This window comes from Streptomyces sp. CA-179760 (assembly GCF_050937045.1).
Classification (GTDB): Bacteria; Actinomycetota; Actinomycetes; order Streptomycetales; family Streptomycetaceae; genus Streptomyces.
In genome coordinates this window covers 343523-359805 of the sequence record NZ_JBNJLZ010000001.1, presented here as the reverse complement: position 1 = coordinate 359805, position 16283 = coordinate 343523, and the positions used below count along the sequence as shown (strand labels likewise).

7 protein-coding genes and 4 pseudogenes are annotated in these 16283 nt (G+C 72.0%); 8 read left to right on the top strand and 3 right to left on the bottom strand.

The features are described from left to right. Positions 1-197 precede the first annotated feature (197 nt). From ACQEV8_RS01730 to ACQEV8_RS01710, 5 genes and pseudogenes are all read left to right on the top strand, one after another. On the top strand, positions 198-1415 hold the full coding sequence (locus tag ACQEV8_RS01730) for a PucR family transcriptional regulator (RefSeq protein WP_432956706.1): 1218 nt from the start codon (positions 198-200) through the stop codon (positions 1413-1415). Between the two features lie 594 nt (positions 1416-2009). Next, a complete protein-coding gene (locus tag ACQEV8_RS01725) occupies positions 2010-2693 on the top strand; it encodes a haloacid dehalogenase type II (protein ID WP_432956704.1) in 684 nt (227 codons plus the stop codon). Between the two features lie 140 nt (positions 2694-2833). Next, a complete protein-coding gene (locus ACQEV8_RS01720; RefSeq protein ID WP_432956703.1) occupies positions 2834-3403 on the top strand; it encodes an NAD(P)/FAD-dependent oxidoreductase in 570 nt (189 codons plus the stop codon). A gap of 91 nt (positions 3404-3494) precedes the next feature. Then, a pseudogene (locus ACQEV8_RS01715) lies at positions 3495-4503 on the top strand (NAD-dependent succinate-semialdehyde dehydrogenase); the annotation flags it as partial. 1 nt (position 4504) lies between these two features. Continuing rightward, positions 4505-5487 (top strand): annotated as a pseudogene (locus ACQEV8_RS01710) (D-2-hydroxyacid dehydrogenase). Positions 5488-5541: 54 nt separating this feature from the next. Here ACQEV8_RS01710 and ACQEV8_RS01705 read toward each other — a convergent pair. Beyond that, positions 5542-7295 (bottom strand): annotated as a pseudogene (locus ACQEV8_RS01705) (ABC transporter permease subunit). A gap of 6 nt (positions 7296-7301) precedes the next feature. Beyond that, positions 7302-8819, bottom strand: coding sequence for an ABC transporter substrate-binding protein (locus ACQEV8_RS01700; RefSeq protein ID WP_432956702.1), 1518 nt, complete (start codon positions 8817-8819; stop codon positions 7302-7304). 205 nt (positions 8820-9024) lie between these two features. Between ACQEV8_RS01700 and ACQEV8_RS01695 the strand changes: the two genes are divergently transcribed. The 3 genes from ACQEV8_RS01695 (at position 9025) to ACQEV8_RS01685 (ending at position 14345) form a co-directional block, all read left to right on the top strand. Continuing rightward, positions 9025-9873 (top strand): oxygenase MpaB family protein, encoded by an 849-nt coding sequence (locus ACQEV8_RS01695; RefSeq protein ID WP_432956701.1) that lies wholly within the window; start codon positions 9025-9027, stop codon positions 9871-9873. 66 nt (positions 9874-9939) lie between these two features. After that, positions 9940-12168, top strand: a complete 2229-nt coding sequence (locus tag ACQEV8_RS01690; protein WP_432956699.1) for a tetratricopeptide repeat protein — start codon at positions 9940-9942, stop codon at positions 12166-12168. A 599-nt stretch (positions 12169-12767) separates the two neighbouring features. Further along, positions 12768-14345 (top strand): phytoene desaturase family protein, encoded by a 1578-nt coding sequence (locus ACQEV8_RS01685; RefSeq protein ID WP_432956697.1) that lies wholly within the window; start codon positions 12768-12770, stop codon positions 14343-14345. A gap of 4 nt (positions 14346-14349) precedes the next feature. Here the strand turns inward: ACQEV8_RS01685 and ACQEV8_RS01680 are convergent. Continuing rightward, positions 14350-16130 (bottom strand): annotated as a pseudogene (locus ACQEV8_RS01680) (serine hydrolase). Between the last annotated feature and the right edge of the window lie 153 nt (positions 16131-16283).

Genomic DNA, 16283 nt, shown 5'->3' with positions numbered 1-16283 from the left:
TCTCCAGCTCGAGGTGATGCATCAGTGAAACACCGGGGAGAATTTGGCAACAAGGGACACGAGGCCGCGACATCGATCCCGTATTTTGTGCCTGTGCACAATTTTCGTCAGGGAGTCCCACCGGCATGTCAGCGGCATTTCCCGGAGACTGCCTCGTACCCGTCCGGTGACGGCTGCCGTCGGGAGAAGCGGTCCCCGTGAGCGGCCCGGGACGCCGTCAGCGTGGGGCCCGCCACGACGCCGTGCAGGCGATCGCGCGCCGGCTCCTCGAGGAACGACTCGACGAACTGACCTCTCGTGCTCTCGAACAGCTGGAAGCCGAGGAGGCCGCCTACGCGTCGGCAGACTGGGACCCGGTCCGGAAACGGGAGGGGATGCGACGTACCCTCGAACTCGCCCTGACCCGGTTGGCCGGCGGCCCCGTGCCCCGGACGGTCTCGCGCGCCACCGAGGACGTGGGGCGCGAGCGAGCGGAGCAGGCGTTTCCCCTGACCGCTCTGATGCACTCCTTCCAGCTGGACCTCAGGACCCTGTGGGAGGCCGTCCTCGCGGAGGGGCGAGCACGTGGCATCAGCGCCGATCCCGACTTCCTCGACGGGTTGATCCGCGTCTGGGAGGCGACGGACGCCAACAGCGTCGAGGTCGTCGACGCCTACCGCCGCACCGAGCGCGACCTGGCGAGCCGTCGTACGGAGGTACGCAACCGCGCCTTCAGCCGCCTGGTCCTGGAAGGGGAGCAGGATCCCTCCACCGTCGCCGAGGCCTCGACGCTGCTGGGCTTCTCCGAGAACGTCGCCCTGACCGTGGTCGTGGTCGAATCCGTTCCTACCGGGGACCCGGCTGTTTCCCAGGTCGACGATGCGCTGCGTCGGGGCGGCCTGGTACGTCACTTCGGATGGATGGGTGACGAGCTCCTCGGCATCATCGGTCACGGACGGCGCGATGAAGAGGCCATGCTTGCCATGCTCCGGCCGTTCGCCCCGTGGCGCTGCGGTGTCGCGGAAGTCCCCGGGCTGGCGCTGACGGCGCGGGGCATCCGGTTCGCGCGCGCCGCGATCCGCAGCTCCGCGCAGCCCGGAGTGCGGCACGTGGAGGACCACTGGATCGGGGCGATCATGTCGGCGCAGGAGGAGCTCACCGGTGCGATGGCCACCGGCGTGCTGCGCCCGCTGCTCGAGCTGCGCGACCGCGACAGCATCGTCGAGACCCTGCGCTGGTACCTCGACCTGGGCTCGGTCGCTGAGGTGGCCGCACGCACCTACCGTCACCGGAACACGGTGGGCAATCGCCTGCAGACAGCGGAAGAGGCGACCGGGCTGAAGCTGTCCCGACCGAACGACGCCGCCCGGCTGGTCCTCGCCCTGGCTTGGCTGGAGACGGACGCGGGCGCCCGCTTCCGGGCGACGATGCCCTGATCCACCGATCGCTGGACGGGTCGAGGCAACCGACCGGGGCCGCGACCGAGAGAGCTGGAGCCAAAGCGCGGCGGTCGGGGGCCACGTGCCCTTCATGAGGACGGCAGCCTTGGCGGCCGACAGCCCGGTCACGCCGCCGGGCAGCAGCGCCAGGCGGCCGCAGTTCGCGCCGGAGCGGCTCGCGGTGCCTCTCAGAGACCCATGCGGTTCGGGCAGAGCCGCATCGGATCCCAGACAGCAAATTGTGCACAGGCACAAAATACGCGGCCGATCTCGCGGCCTCACGTCCCTTGTTGCCGGATTCTCCACGGTGCTTCACTGACGCATCACCTCGAGCCGGAAAGAGGCTCAGCGCATCGGAGCAGTGATGACGCTGCCGCCGACTACCTGATCAGCATTCGTCGTCCCCGGCCTGCCCGGGGGCTCGTCCTCCGGCGGCGGTTCCTCGGGCACCCCCTCAGCCCCAAAACAGGTCGCCGCCCCCACACCTCGGCAACCCCCTGAACCCCCGATGCGGCCGACCTGGCCGCACTCGACGAGACCGTGACTCCCGGTTAATAGAATGTCCCATATGCCCGGAAAGAGTTGAACACCATGCGTCAGATCGTCACCTTCGATGCCTACGGCACCCTGGTCGACTTCCAGCTCGGCCCCACCACCCTGAAGGTCCTGGCCGACCGGCTGGACCTGGACCGTCTGAACGTCGACGAGTTCCTCGACGACTTCCGCATCATGCGGTTCCACGCGGTCCTGGAGGCATACCGTCCCTTCCGTGAGGTACTGCCCTCCAGCCTGGAGATAGCGATGCGTCTGCACGGTCTGGAGTACCGGCAGTCCGACGGCGAGGCCCTGGTCGAGGCCGTGCCCACCTTCGGCCCCCACCCCGAGGTCCCGGCCGCCCTGGAGGCGCTGAAGTCCCGGTACGAGATCGCCATCATCTCCAACACGGACGACGACCTCATCGCCCAGAACCTGGCGAACATCGGCGTCGAGTTCGACCATGTCATCACCGCCCAGCAGGCCAAGGCGTACAAGCCGTCCCGGCAGACCTTCGAGTACGCCTTCCAGACCATGGACATCGACCCCGCCCAGGTCATCCACGTCGCCCAGGGGTGGGAGTACGACCTCATCCCCACCCGCGGCCTCGGCCTCGCTCGCCGCGTGTGGATCAACCGCTACGGCCACAACGGCTCCATCGGCGCCCGCGGCAGCGCCGACTACCAGCCCTACGACGAGCTGCCCGACCTGTCCGGCCTGCCGGCCCTGCTCGGCTGCTGAAGCCGGGACCCGGACAAGCACACCTGGACGACCAGGACGACCCGAGGACGTACGTCATGAAGTAGCTCCCCTACTGGCTCGACACAGCTCCTGCCTTCCCCGACAGGACCGGTAAGCCGCTGCCCGAGCAGACGGACCTGATGGTCATCGGCGGCGGCCTCACCGGCCTGTCCACCGCCTACCACGCGGCACGCGAGGGCGCCCACGTAGTCCTCGTGGAGAAGGACAAGGTCGGCTCCGGCGCCTCCGGGCGCAACGGCAGCATGTGCACCCAGGGCATCACCATCAGTCCCGCCGAGGCGCGCAAGCGCTACGGGCAGCCGCGGGCCCGGGAACTGTACGACGCCTTCCGCGAGGCGGTGGACGTTGTGGAGGAGCTGACGGTCAAGGAGCAGATCGACTGCGACTTCCACCGCGTAGGGCGTCTGGGCGTCGCGTTCAAGCGGCAGCACTTCGAGAGCATGCGGGCCAAGCAGCGCGACCTGGCCGGCAACTTCGGTCACGACACCACGCTGCTGAGCAAGAGCGATCTACGTGCCGAGCTGGGCTCCGACTACTACCACGGAGCCCAGCTCGACCCGCTCAGCGCGCACCTGCACGTGGGCAAATACGTCCATGGCCTGGCCGAGGCAGCCGAACGCGCCGGGGCTCAGATCCCCGGTGTCATCAGCAGCGCGAGGTCCTCGGTGCGCGCGATGATGAGGTCGTAGGCCCCGTTGCAGAGGGGGATGCGGGGCGGGGCGATGCCGCGGACCGGGCTGGCCTCGGTGGAGCCGACGATGAGGCGGGCCTTCGGGATGATGTCTGCTCATCACCCCCTGGAACTTCCCCCTGGCCATGGGCACCCGCAAGGTCGGCCCCGCTCTGGCCGCCGGCTGCGCCATCGTCCTCAAGCCCGCACCCCAGACCCCCTGTCCACTCTCGCCCTCGCCGCGATCCTCACCGAAGCCGGACTCCCGGACGGGGTCCTCAACATCGTCACCACCACCGACGCGCCCGGCGTCGTCGAACCCCTGCTGCGCGGCGGGCAGATCCGCAAACTCTCCTTCACCGGCTCCACCCAGGTCGGCCGCGTCCTCCTGGCCAGTGCGCCGACACCGTGGTGCGCACCTCCATGGAACTCGGCGGCAACGCCCCTCTCGTCGTCTTCGGCGACGCCGACCTCGACACCGCCGTCGAAGGCACCATGGTCGCCAAGATGCGCAACATGGGCGAATCCTGCTGCGCCGCCAACCGCATCTACGTCCACACCTCCATCGCCGAGGAGTTCGCCACCCGCCTCGCGTCCCGCATGGCCGCGCTGAAGGTCGGCCCCGGCATTGAAGCGGGCGTCCACGTCGGCCCCCTCATCGACAACGCAGGCCGCAGCAAAGCCCACGACCTGGTACACGATGCCGTCAAGCGCGGAGCGAAGGTGCTCACAGGAGGCGAACTCCCGGACGGCCCCGGCTGCTTCTACCCGCCCACCGTCCTTACCGATGTCCCCGCCGAGTCCGCGATCATCGACACCGAGATCTTCGGCCCCGTCGCCGCCATCATCACGTTCGACGAGGAGGACGAGGTCGTCGCCGCCGCCAACGACACCGAATTCGGCCTGGCCTCCTACCTGTTCACCCAGAACCTCGACCGCGCCCTGCGTGTCGCCGAACGTCTCGAAAGCGGCATGATCGGCCTCAACACCGGCCTCGTCTCCAACCCCGCCGCTCCCTTCGGCGGCGTCAAGCAGTCCGGCCTCGGCCGCGAAGGCGGACGCGTGGGCATCGACGAGTTCCTCGAGTACAAGTACGTCGCAGTCCCCACCGGAGCCTGACATGCCCGACCGCCTCGTCGTCCTCTACCGGGGTAACCGGCCACCCGCCACAGCACTCATCGAGCGGCTCGCGGACACGGTCTACGCGACCGAGGAGGAGCTGCCCTACCTCCTCCCCGGCGCGGACGCCCTCTTGGCCTGGGTCACCATTACCCCTGCCATCCGCGAAGCCTGGCCCGACAACCCCGACAAGGCGCCCCGCTGGGTCCACGCGGCCTCCGCGGGCGTCGACTCCTTCCTCTTCCCCGCCCTCGTCGAGGACGTGGGCGTCACCCTCACCAACGCCCGTGGCGTCTACGACCAGCCGACCGCCGAGTACGTACTCGGACTCATCCTCGCCCTCGCCAAGGACTTCCCCGGCACCTGGGAGCACCAGCGGCGCCGCGAGTGGCGTCCGCGTCCCAGCGACGGCATCACCGGACGCACCGTTCTGGTGTGGGGGACCGGCCCATCGGACGGGCCATCGCCCGGCTGCTGCGCGCTGTGGGGATGCGGGTCTGCGGCGCCGGCCGCAAGGCCCGGTCCGGCGACCCCGACTTCGGCACGGTCCACGGACCGGCCACCGTCCCCGCGGCCCTGGCGGAGTCGGACTACGTCGTCCTGGCCGCACCCCTCACCGAGGGCACCCGGGGCATGGTCGACGCCCCCGTGCTGGCAGCGATGAAGCCGGGGGCCCGGCTGATCAACGTCGGCCGGGGCGGTCTCGTCGACGAGGAGGCTCTCATCGACCACCTCGCCGCAGGACGGCTCGGCGGCGCTGCCCTGGACGTCTTCGGCCAGGAGCCCCTGCCGGCCGGGTCACCCCTGTGGGACATGCCCGGCGTGATGATCTCCCCGCACACGGCGGGCGAGACCACCGGCGAGCGGGAGGCGCTCGTGGAGGTGTTCCTCGACAACCTCACCCGGCACAACGAGGGCCGCCCCCTGCGCAACGTCGTGGACAAGCGGCGCGGATACGTGATCCACGAGACGCACCCCGCCTGAAAGACGAGGAGCGGAACGCCCCGGCCGGCTGCCTCCACCGGCCGGGGCGTTCCGCTATTCGCTTTTCCCTCGCGCCAGAACGCTGCCCGCCACCGCCAGTACGGACAGCACCACCAGCGCCGCGGCCGGCCCGAGCACGGTCCACGGTGCCAGTTCGGCGTACGGCTGGTTCTCCGACAGGAGCCGGCCCCACTCGGGGGTGGGCGGCTGTTCGCCGAGGCCGAGGAAGCCGAGCGAGGCGAGGACCAGGACGGTGGTGGGCAGCCGGAGCAGGGCGTTGAGCAGGAGGGGCGGCAGCACCGCGGGGAGCAGGTGGCGGCGCAGCAGGTGCAGCCGCCCCGCCCCGAGTGCGACCGACGCGGCGATGTGCCCGCTCGCCCGTTCCTGTTCGAGCAGTGCGGCGGTCTGGGCGGCGTAGGGGCTCCAGCCCACCGCGCAGACCGCGCAGGCCGCGCCCCACACCGACGGTCCGGTCACGCCCGCGATCAGCAGTCCGGCGAGGACGGCGGGCAGTGTCGAAACGATCTCCGTCGGACCGGCGCTCGCCCGCGCTGCCATGCCCAGCAGCAGTCCGGTGACGGTGCTGAGCGCGGTCACGGCGAGGGCGACCCCCGCCGTGCGCACCGCCCCGTGACCCAGCCGGGCCAGCAGATCCCTGCCCAAGGCATCGGTGCCCAGCGGGTGTTCGAGGGACGGGGACAGCAGCCGCGCCGTCGTGTCGACGTCCAGGGGTCGCGCAGGAGGCCGGCTGTGACCAGGGCCAGCAGGGCCAGCGCACAGGCCGCGGTGATCCGGCGCAGGGAGCGCGGCGCGATGAGAGGGGGCCGGTGCAGCGCCGGCAGGGCGCCGTCGCGCAGGGGACGGCCGAGGAGCGCGTGGCGCAGGGCCCGGATCAGGACGCCGGCGCTCACGCCGAGCAGGACCAGGGCCAGGGTCGCGGTCTGCAGCACCGGGAGGTCCTGCGCGACGGCGGCCTCCAGGGCGAGCCGGCCGAGCCCGGGGATGTTGAAGATCTTCTCCACGGCGACCGCGCCGCCGACCAGGGCCACGACGGTCGGCAGCAACTGCGGCAGCATGCCCGGCAGGGTGCGGCGCAGTGCGTTGCGCGCGATGTGGCCGGGCGGGAGACCGACGGCGTACGCCGTGCGTGCCCACGGTTCATGGAACGCGGCGGGCAGCGCCTGGTCGAGCAGCCCGCCCAGCATCGCGCCGGACGGGATGCCGAGGGCGAGCGAGGGCAGCACCATCGACTGCGGCCCCTCCCAGCCGCTGGACGGGAACCACCCCCACCACACCCCGCACACCGTGGCCAGTACAGAGGCGAGCAGGAACTTCGGCAGCGCGGCCAGTACGGCGGCCGTCGTACCCGCACGGTCCTGCCGCAGCCGGCGCCGGGAGCCCAGGAACACCGTCCGGGCGCACACCAGCGCGGCCACCACGGCGGTGACCACGAACGCACCCAGCATCAGCGTCAGGGACACCGAAAGGGCGGCCCCCACCTGCGGCATGACGGCCTCTGAGGACACCCAGGAGACGCCCGCGTCCCCGCGCGGCAGGCCGCCGAGCCAGTGCGCGAGATGCGCGAGCGGCCCCTCGTCAAGACCCAGCTGTTCCCGTACGACGGCCAGTTCGGCGGGAGTCGGGTTCTGGTCGGCGGAGCGGGCCCGCAGTACCGTGCGGGCCGGGTCCGCGCCGGTCAGCCAGGGCAGCAGGGCCACGGCCCCGAGCAGCGCGACCGCGGCGAGCACACGGCCGGCCGCCGCCGACCAGAGGGACGGGCGGGCGGCCGGGGCGTGGGCGGCGCTCATGCGGGGCTACTTGACGCGCGTGTCGACGTCGACGAGCGAGCGCTCGCGCGGGTCGAGGATCACGCCCTCGACACCGGCCGCGATGCCCTGCACGGCCTGCTCGTGGACCAGCGGCAGTACGGCGTCGGTGCGCAGGATCTCCGCCTCCGCCTTCATGATCTTCTCCTGTCGGCGCTCCGTGTCGCGCTCCGCTGCGGCGGCCCGGATGGCCTTGTCCACCGCGGCGTCCTTCAGGCCGGGGAGGTTGTAGACGCCGTCGCTGGTGAAGTCGCTGGCGAGGTAGTCGACCGCGTCACCCGTGTCGAGGAGGGTGACTCGGGAGAAGACCAGGGCGTCGTACTTGCCCGCGAGGAGGTCGGCCTCCATCTGCGTGTACTCGCGCACGTCCTGCTTCACCGTGAACCCGGCCTTCTCCAGTTGCTGCTGGAGCACGGTCGCGGCCTCCGGAAGCTCGGCCCGGTTGGTGTAGGTGGCCAGCCGCAGGGTCTGGCCCTTCGTCTTGGACCTCACCCGGGCGGTGGTCGCCGCCTCGGCGCGCCCGGTCACCTTCACACGCCGGTCGGAGGCCCACGGGACGGCGGGCCCGAACAGGCCCTCGGCGGGGTCGGCGTAGCCGCCGAAGACGGAGTCGACCAGCGCGGAGCCGTCGACGGCCATGAGGGCGGAGGCGCGCAGGGAGGCGTCGGTGAACAGGCCGCCGCCGGTGTTGAGGATCAGGCTGTCGGTGCGCACCGAGGGCACCTCGTGCCGGGTCCCCTCGTCGAGCAGCTTCGCCTGGGCGGTGGGGATCCACTCGGCGATGTCGGCCTCGCCGCCGCGCAGGGCGTTGGCGCGGGCCGCGCCGTCGGCGATCCAGCTCACGTCGATGCCCGGCGCCTTCGCCTTGCCGCCCCAGTAGCCGTCGAAGCGGTTGAGCGTCGCCTTCGCCTTGCCGCTGAGCCGGGTGATCTCGAACGGGCCGGTGCCGGTGCCGACCGGGCTGACGGCGCCGTCCTTCGCGTACGCCTTCGCCGAGAGGATCGCCAGCGCGGGGCTGGCCAGGCGCAGCGGCAGCACCGGGTCGGGTGACTTGGTGGTGAGGGTGACGGTGTCGGCGTCCTCGGCCTTCGCGGTGAGGGCCACATCGCTCAGGACGCGGGGCTTGGGCTTGGCGCTTCCCGCGTGGTCGAGCGCGTCGACGACGGACCGGGCGGTGACCTCGGTACCGTCCTGGAACGTGGCCTTGCGCAGTTCGAAGGTCCAGCTGGTGTCGCTGTCCTGCTTCCAGGACTTCGCCAGCGCGGGCTTGGCCGTGCCGTTCCTGTCGAGGGCGGTGAGGCCCTCGACGACGGACAGCTTGCTCAGCACGGTGGCGTCGTTGCTGTACGGGGACAGCGCCTGCACCGGCGGCACGGCCAGCGCCACCCGCAGCCGGCCACCCGATCCCGCCCCGGCGCCATCGCCGTTGTCGCTCGGGGCGAAACAGCCGGCCAGCAGAGGTGTGAGAGCGAGTGCCGCTATGAGGCCGCGGGAGGTGGTGCGCATGTCGAGTCCTGTCGTGCGGGAGGCCGGGCATGCCGTTGCCGCCCGGTGCGGGCTTGATCGGCAGCCACAGCCTATAAGGGGAGCCTTACCAAACCTTTAGCCGGGTGGGTGAAATCTCAACGACTGGACGGTCCTGTGGGTGTTCTCGCGGTGTCGACCTGCTGTTCGAGCTGTGTCATCGTGGGCGCCAGGCGGAGGTGAGTGCATGACCGGCGCGGACCCGGGGCTGTTCACTCCTGATTCGGTGACCTGGCAGCTGCACGGCGACCCGATGATGTGGATCGCCGGCATCCGGGCGCTCTACCTCCAGGCCCTGCACCCGCGCGCCGTACGCGGAGTCATGCAGAACTCCGACTTCCGCCGCGACGCCTGGGGCCGGCTGATGCGCACCGCGCACTTCGTCGGCACCACGACGTACGGCACCACCGAGGCCGCCGAGCGGGCGGGCGCCCGTGTCCGGAAGATCCACCGCATGCTGACGGCGACCGACCCGGACACCGGCGAGCGCTACGGCGTCGACGAGCCCGACCTGCTCCTGTGGGTCCACTGCGCCGAGATCGGCTCCTATCTGCACGTGCTGCGCGGATCCGGGTTCCGGCTCACCGACGCCGAGGCCGACCGCTACATCGCCGAACACCGCCAGAGCGCACGTCTGGTGGGACTCGAACCGGGCGCCGTACCGGCCGACCGGGCCGAGCTGGCCGCCTACTTCGAGAAGGTGCTCCCGGAGCTGGCGGCCGGGCCCGAGGCACGCGAAGTGGACGACTTCCTCCTCCACCCGCCGACGCACCCGCTCCTGGTACCGGTGCGCGACCTGCTGTGGCGGCGCGTGGCACAACTGGCGTACGCCTCTCTGCCACCGTACGCCCACGAGCTGTACGGCAGACCAGCCCCCGCACCCGCCACCGCTGCCCGGCAACTGCGCCTCACGGGTCTCCTGTTGCGCCGGATCCCCGCACGTCTGCGATGGCAACTCCCGCCCAAACACATCCTGCGCGCCATGGCGAGGCTCGGCCCGGACGCGCGCCCGGCACCGTACAAACTCGGACGATAGGCCGCCATACTGAGTGGGCCAGTGGGAGGAGCGAGCGAACAGCTACCGGGGGGAGCGTCGCGCGACATGGGGGAGACCAGGCTCATCCACGGCCGATACCGGCTGCTCGATCTGATCGGGCGCGGCGGCATGGGCGAGGTGTGGCGGGCACGGGACGAGTCCCTCGGCCGGCACGTCGCCGTCAAGTGCCTCAAACCGCTGGGCCCCAACCACGACCACGCCTTCACTCGCGTACTGCGGGAGCGGTTCCGGCGTGAGGCCCGGGTGGCCGCCGCGCTCCAGCACCGGGGCATCACCGTCGTACACGACTTCGGAGAGTCCGACGGCGTCCTCTACCTCGTCATGGAGCTGCTGGACGGCCGCAATCTCAGCCAGCTCCTGGAGGACAACAAGCAGCACCCGCTGCCGGTCGCCGACGTCGTGGAGATCGCCGAGCAGGTCGCCGCGGCGCTGGCGTACTGCCACGAACAGAACATCGTCCACCGCGATCTGAAACCCGCCAACATCGTGCGGCTCGGCGACGGCACCGTGAAGATCTGCGACTTCGGCATAGCGCGCCTCGGCCACGACATCGGCTTCACCTCCCGGCTGACCGGCACCGGCATCGCCATGGGAACCCCGCACTACATGTCCCCGGAGCAGATCAGCGGCACCGAGGTCGACCAGCGCAGCGACCTGTACTCGTTCGGGTGCGTGCTCTACGAGATCGCCACCGGCGTACCGCCGTTCGACCTCGACGATCCCTGGGCGATCCTCGTCGGCCACCGCGACACCCCGCCCCGGCCGCTGCGCGAACACCGACGCGAACTGCCCGAGTACCTGGAGCGCGTCGTCCTGGACCTGCTCGCCAAGGAACCCGGGCACAGACCCGACGACGCCCGCGAGCTGGCCCGCCGGATCAGCATGCACCGGGCCGCGCCGGCGTCGGTGCCGACCGTCATGGCGGCCCGTCCAGCGCCTCACGCGCTGGCGGGAGCGGGCCGGCTGCCGACCTGGACCCAGGGCATGACCACCGGCCACAAGGCGGCCGGCGCCGGGCTGCGCACCAATCCGCCGGACCCGGCGGCCGGACTCTCCGGCGAATGGATCGCCAGGCCCGCCGCAGGCCCGGTCGAGAAACCCGTCCTCGAGGAACGGCCCACCCCGCCCCCGGACGCTTTGACCGCCCTGGCCGGCCGGTACAACGCGGGCCTGAGCCTCGGCCGGCTCGGCCGCTGGGCGGAAGCGGGGGAGGTGCACCGGGCGGTCGCCGCCGAACGCGAGCACCTCCTCGGCCCCGACCACCCCGACACCCTCGCCAGCCGCTACGAGGTCGCCTTCACCCTCAGCCGCACCGGCCGTGCCGCGGACGCCCTGCGCGAGTACAAGCACGTCACCGAGGCGAGGATCCGCAGCCACGGCGCCGACCACCCCGACACGCTCGCCGCCCGCCAGGAAATGGCCTATGTGCTGGGCCAGTTGGGCCGCCCCTTCGACGCCCACCGGGTGTACACCTCGGTGCTCACCGCCCGGGAGCGCACGATGGGGACCGACCACCCCGACACCCTGCGCTGCCGGCACAATCTCGCTTTCAACCTCAGCCGCCTGGGCCGCCTCGAGGACTCCTACCGCATGGCCCGCGAGGTGGCCGCCGCCCGGGCGCGGGTGCTCGGCCCCGATCACCCGGACACCCTCGTCACCCGCTACGAAGTCGCTTACGCCCTCGGCCAGTTGGGTCGCTGGGCCGAAGCCCTGGAGACCTACCGTGAGGTCGCCGGAGCCCGGGCCCGGGCCCTCGGTGCCGACCACCCCGACACACTCGCAGCCCGGCACGAGATCGGCATCAGCCTGGGCCGACTCGGCCGCAGCGCGGAGGCCCTGGACCTCTACGGCGACCTGGCCGAGGACCGCACCCGCGCCCAGGGCCCCGCACACCCCGAGACCCTGCGCGCCCGCCACGGGCGCTGCGTCAACCTGGGGCGGCTGGGCCGGTGGGAGGAGGCCCTCGCCGAGTCCCGGGACGTCGGCGCCCTCCGCGAGCGGGTGCTCGGCCCCGATCATCCGGACACCCTGGTCAGCCTCCGCGAAGTCGCCGTCGGCCTGGGCTGGCTGGCCCGCTGGGCCGACGCGCTCATCGAGTACCGGCGCGTGGCCGCCGCCCGCGAACGCGTCCTCGGCGCGGACCACCCCGACACCCTCGCCAGCCGCAACGACGAGGCGCACTGCCTGCAGCAGCTGGGCCGCGACGGCGAAGCCGTGGCGCTCTACCGCCGCGTGGCGGCCCTGCGGGAGCAGCGGGCATCGGTCGGGCGGTGACACGCGGCGGAACCGGGTCGGGCAGCCGGGAAGACGGCCGATCGGAGGCGAGGGCCGGCCTGTGCGCCCGGGTGCCCGCGCGCATCGGGAGCCGCACCGGCTGCCCCGTGGCGGGCGGCCCGCCCGCCACGACACCCGCACCGCGGAGCTCGTCGCCCGGGTGGATGCCCGCGCCGATGAGCCCGCGGCCCGTGCCGCCCCCGACGGCCGAAGGCTTCGCGGCCCCTCTTGATGCCGACGGTCGATGGGCCGCCGCCTGCCTCGATGCCGACAGTCGTCAGGCCGCCGCCTGCCTGGACGCCGACGGTCGTCAGGCCGCCGCCTGTCTCGGCACCCGCATGGCAGAGCACGCTGCCCGTCTCGATCCTGGTGGCCGAAGGGCCTGCCGCCTGCTTCGACACCGATGGTCGAGGGCCCGCCGCCTGTCTGGACGCCGACGGTCGTCAGGCCGCCGTCCTCCTCGGCACCCGCATCGCAGAGCAAGCCGCCCGACTCAATGCCGACGGCCGAACAGCCCGCCCCTCAGACTCGACGCCCCACCCGAGCACCCAGTCGCCGCCCGTCTGGCCGACCCGGATCACCCCGTGTTACGAAGAACCATGACCGCACCCGAGGGACCCCGCGCACACCGGACGTACGATGCCGTCATCGTCGGCGGTGGACACAACGGCCTGGTCGCCGCCGCCTACCTGGCCCGGGCCGGCCGCTCCGTGCTGGTTCTGGAGCAGTTGGACCACACCGGGGGCGCGGCGGTGTCCACCCGGCCGTTCGCCGGGGTCGACGCCCGGCTGTCCCGGTACTCGTATCTGGTCAGCCTGCTGCCGAAGAAGATCGTCCGGGACCTGGGCCTCGACTTCCGCGTCCGCACCCGCACGGTCTCCTCCTACACGCCCACCGAGCGCGACGGCCGGCCCACCGGGCTCCTCGTCGGCGGCGGCGAGCGGCGGACCAGGGAGGCCTTCGCCCGGCTCACCGGATCGGATCGCGAATACCGGGCCTGGCAGGAGTTCTACGGCATGACCGGACGCGTCGCCCAGCGGGTCTTCCCGACCCTCACCGAGCCGCTGCCCACACGGGAGGAACTCCGCGGCCGACTCGACGACGAGGAGGCCTGGCGGACGCTCTTCGAGGAGCCGATCGGGGTCGCCGTCGAAGAGCGGTTCGCGGACGACCTGGTGCGCGGCGTGGTGCTCACCGACGCGCTCATCGGCACGTTCGCCGACGCCCACGACCCCTCGCTGAAGCAGAACCGCTGCTTCCTCTACCACGTGATCGGCGGCGGCACCGGCGACTGGGACGTGCCGGTCGGCGGCATGGGCGCCCTCACCGACGCACTGGCCGACACGGCACGCGCCGCGGGCGCCGTCCTCGCCACCGGCCACGAGGCGCTGCGCATCGACACGGACGGCCGTACGGCCGAGGTCACCTACCGCACGGCCGGCAACGAGGACACCGTCGCCGCCCGGCACGTCCTGGTGAACGCTTCTCCGCAGGCCCTGGCACGGCTGACCGGCGACACACACCCGGCTCCCGCCGAGGGTGCCCAGTTGAAGGTGAACATGCTGCTCAAGCGGCTGCCGAGGCTGCGGGACAGCGCCGTGGACCCACGCGAGGCGTTCGCCGGCACCTTCCACATCGCCGAGGGCTACCGCCAACTGGCCGCCGCCCACACCCAGGCCGCCGCCGGTGAGCTGCCCGCAGTTCCGCCCTCCGAGATCTACTGCCACTCGCTCACCGACCCGACCATCCTCGGTCCCGACCTGGCCGAGCAGGGCTACCAGACGCTCACGCTCTTCGGGCTGCACACCCCGGCCCGCCTGTTCGACCGGGACAACGACGCCGTACGTGAAGAGCTGCTGAAGTCGACCCTCGCTCAGCTCGACGCACACCTGGCCGAATCGCTCGCCGACTGTCTGGCCACCGACGCGGACGGGCGTCCCTGTGTCGAGGCGAGGACCCCGCTCGACCTGGAGCGGGACCTCGGCCTGCCCGGCGGCAACATCTTCCACCGCGACCTGAGCTGGCCCTGGGCCCAGGACGGCACCGGCCGCTGGGGCGTGGAGACCGGCCACGCGAACGTGCTGCTGTGCGGTGCCGGAGCCGTGCGCGGCGGCGGAGTGAGCGGGGTGCCCGGGCACAACGCGGCCATGGCGGTACTGGAGAAGGAACCCCGGTGACCCCTCAGTCCGCCGACGGCGTCCATCCCGCCGCTCGAAGGCGCGACGCGTCCGCCGGGCGTGTCTCGTCGAACAAGGCGTCGCCTGCGGCCTCGACCCGTAGTCCGTCCACGTAGCATCCGCGTCCTGCATACAGCCGGTCCGTCGCGTACCGCCAGCGCAGGGCGAGTTCCCGTGCGGCGGGGACGTCCGCGGTGAGCCGGTGCCAGACGCGGCCGGACCAGCCGGTGACCGAGCCCGACGGATGCTGCCGGGGTTCCTCGCCCCGGCGGGACGTCGTGAAGGGCACCGGCTGCCAGGTCGTGCCGCCGTCGGCCGTGGCCTCCAGGACCAGGACGTCGGCCTTCGGCTCGGTGTCCCACCACAGCGCACAGCGCAGCCGCGCCCCGCCGCCGGACGTGTCGAGCGCGGGGAGAGAGAGCGTCGCCGTCGCGGAGACCGCCATCCCGGAGAACCAGGCGCCGCGCCCTCGCACCGGCCGGACCGGCACGGCCCGTGCCAGGTGGTTCGCGGCGGCGACCCGAGGGGCCGACCCCGAACGCCAACTGCGCACCGGGTGCACGGAGTTGCCCAGCACCACGAGGAAGGAGTCGGTCGTCGGGTCGAGCACCAGCGAGGTGCCCGTGAAGCCGGTGTGCCCGGCCGTGCGCGGCGTCGCCATAGCGCCCATGTACCAGTGCTGGTAGAGCTCGAAGCCGAGGCCGTGCTCGTCGCCGGGGAAGGCGGTGTTGAAGTCGGTGAACATCAGCTCCACCGACTCGGGCCGCAGGATCCGCGCCCGCCCGTAGACACCGCCGTTGAGCAGCGTACGGCCGAGGACCGCGAGGTCCCACGCGTCGGAGAACACACCCGCGTGCCCCGCGACCCCGCCCAGGCTGAAGGCGTTCTCGTCGTGCACCTCACCCCACACCAGGCCTCGGGCCAGGCCGGACCAGGGAGGGCGTGCGTCCTCCGTGGCCGCGATCCCCGGCCGCCAGGAGGCGGGCGGGTTGTATCGGGTACGGCGCATACCGAGCGGCGCGGTGATCTCCTCCCGCAGGAGGGTGTCCAGCGAGCGGCCCGTGATCCCTTCCAGCACGAGCTGGAGCGAGACGAGGTTCAGGTCCGAGTACAGGTACGCCGTGCCCGGCGCGCTCACCGGCTTCTCGTTCCAGATGAGCTGGAGCTTCTCCTCGTACGTCGGCGCGCTGTACAGCGGGATCCACGCGCGGAAACCCGAGGTGTGGGTGAGAAGCTGACGGATCGTGATGTCCTGCTTGCCGGCCCGTCCGAAGTCCGGCAGGTACGAGGCGACCTTCCCTTCCAGCTCCAGCTCGCCCCGCTCGATCTGCTGCACGGCGAGGATCGAGGTGAACAGTTTCGACACCGACGCCAGGTCGAAGACGGTGTCCTCGGCCATGGGAATCTGCTCGTCCGGCGGGAACTCCACACCGGCGTCGGTCTTCTCGTCGTAGGCCCGGTAGCGCACCGCCATGCCGATGGGCCGGTGCAGGGCGACGGTGCCGCCGCGTCCGGCGAGCAGGACGGCGCCCGCGTACCAGGGGTGCGTGGGGAGGGGCCGAGGAACGCCTCGGCGTCGGTGACGAGCCCGCGAAGGTGCGAGGGCAGCAGGCCGGCGCGAGCGGCGGAGCCGTGTCGCAGGGTGGGGCGGTGGCCGGTCGCCGCCGGGGCGGCTTCGGCGGGGCCCGCGGGCAGCGGAGCGAGGGCGAGGGCACCGCCCAGGGCCAGGCCCGCTCTGCCCAGTTGACGTCGGGTCAGTTCATCACTCGCCGGTCTGTCGGTCATCGCGCACACCCCTCCGCCTCAACCGTCGCGCATGCCCCATGAAGTATGTCCGCCACACGCCTCCACAAATAGACGGCGCGCATGAACCGGGACCACTCCGAATCTGACGGAGCATCAGAAAACCCCTTCCGTCCTCCGGAGGACTCCGGCATC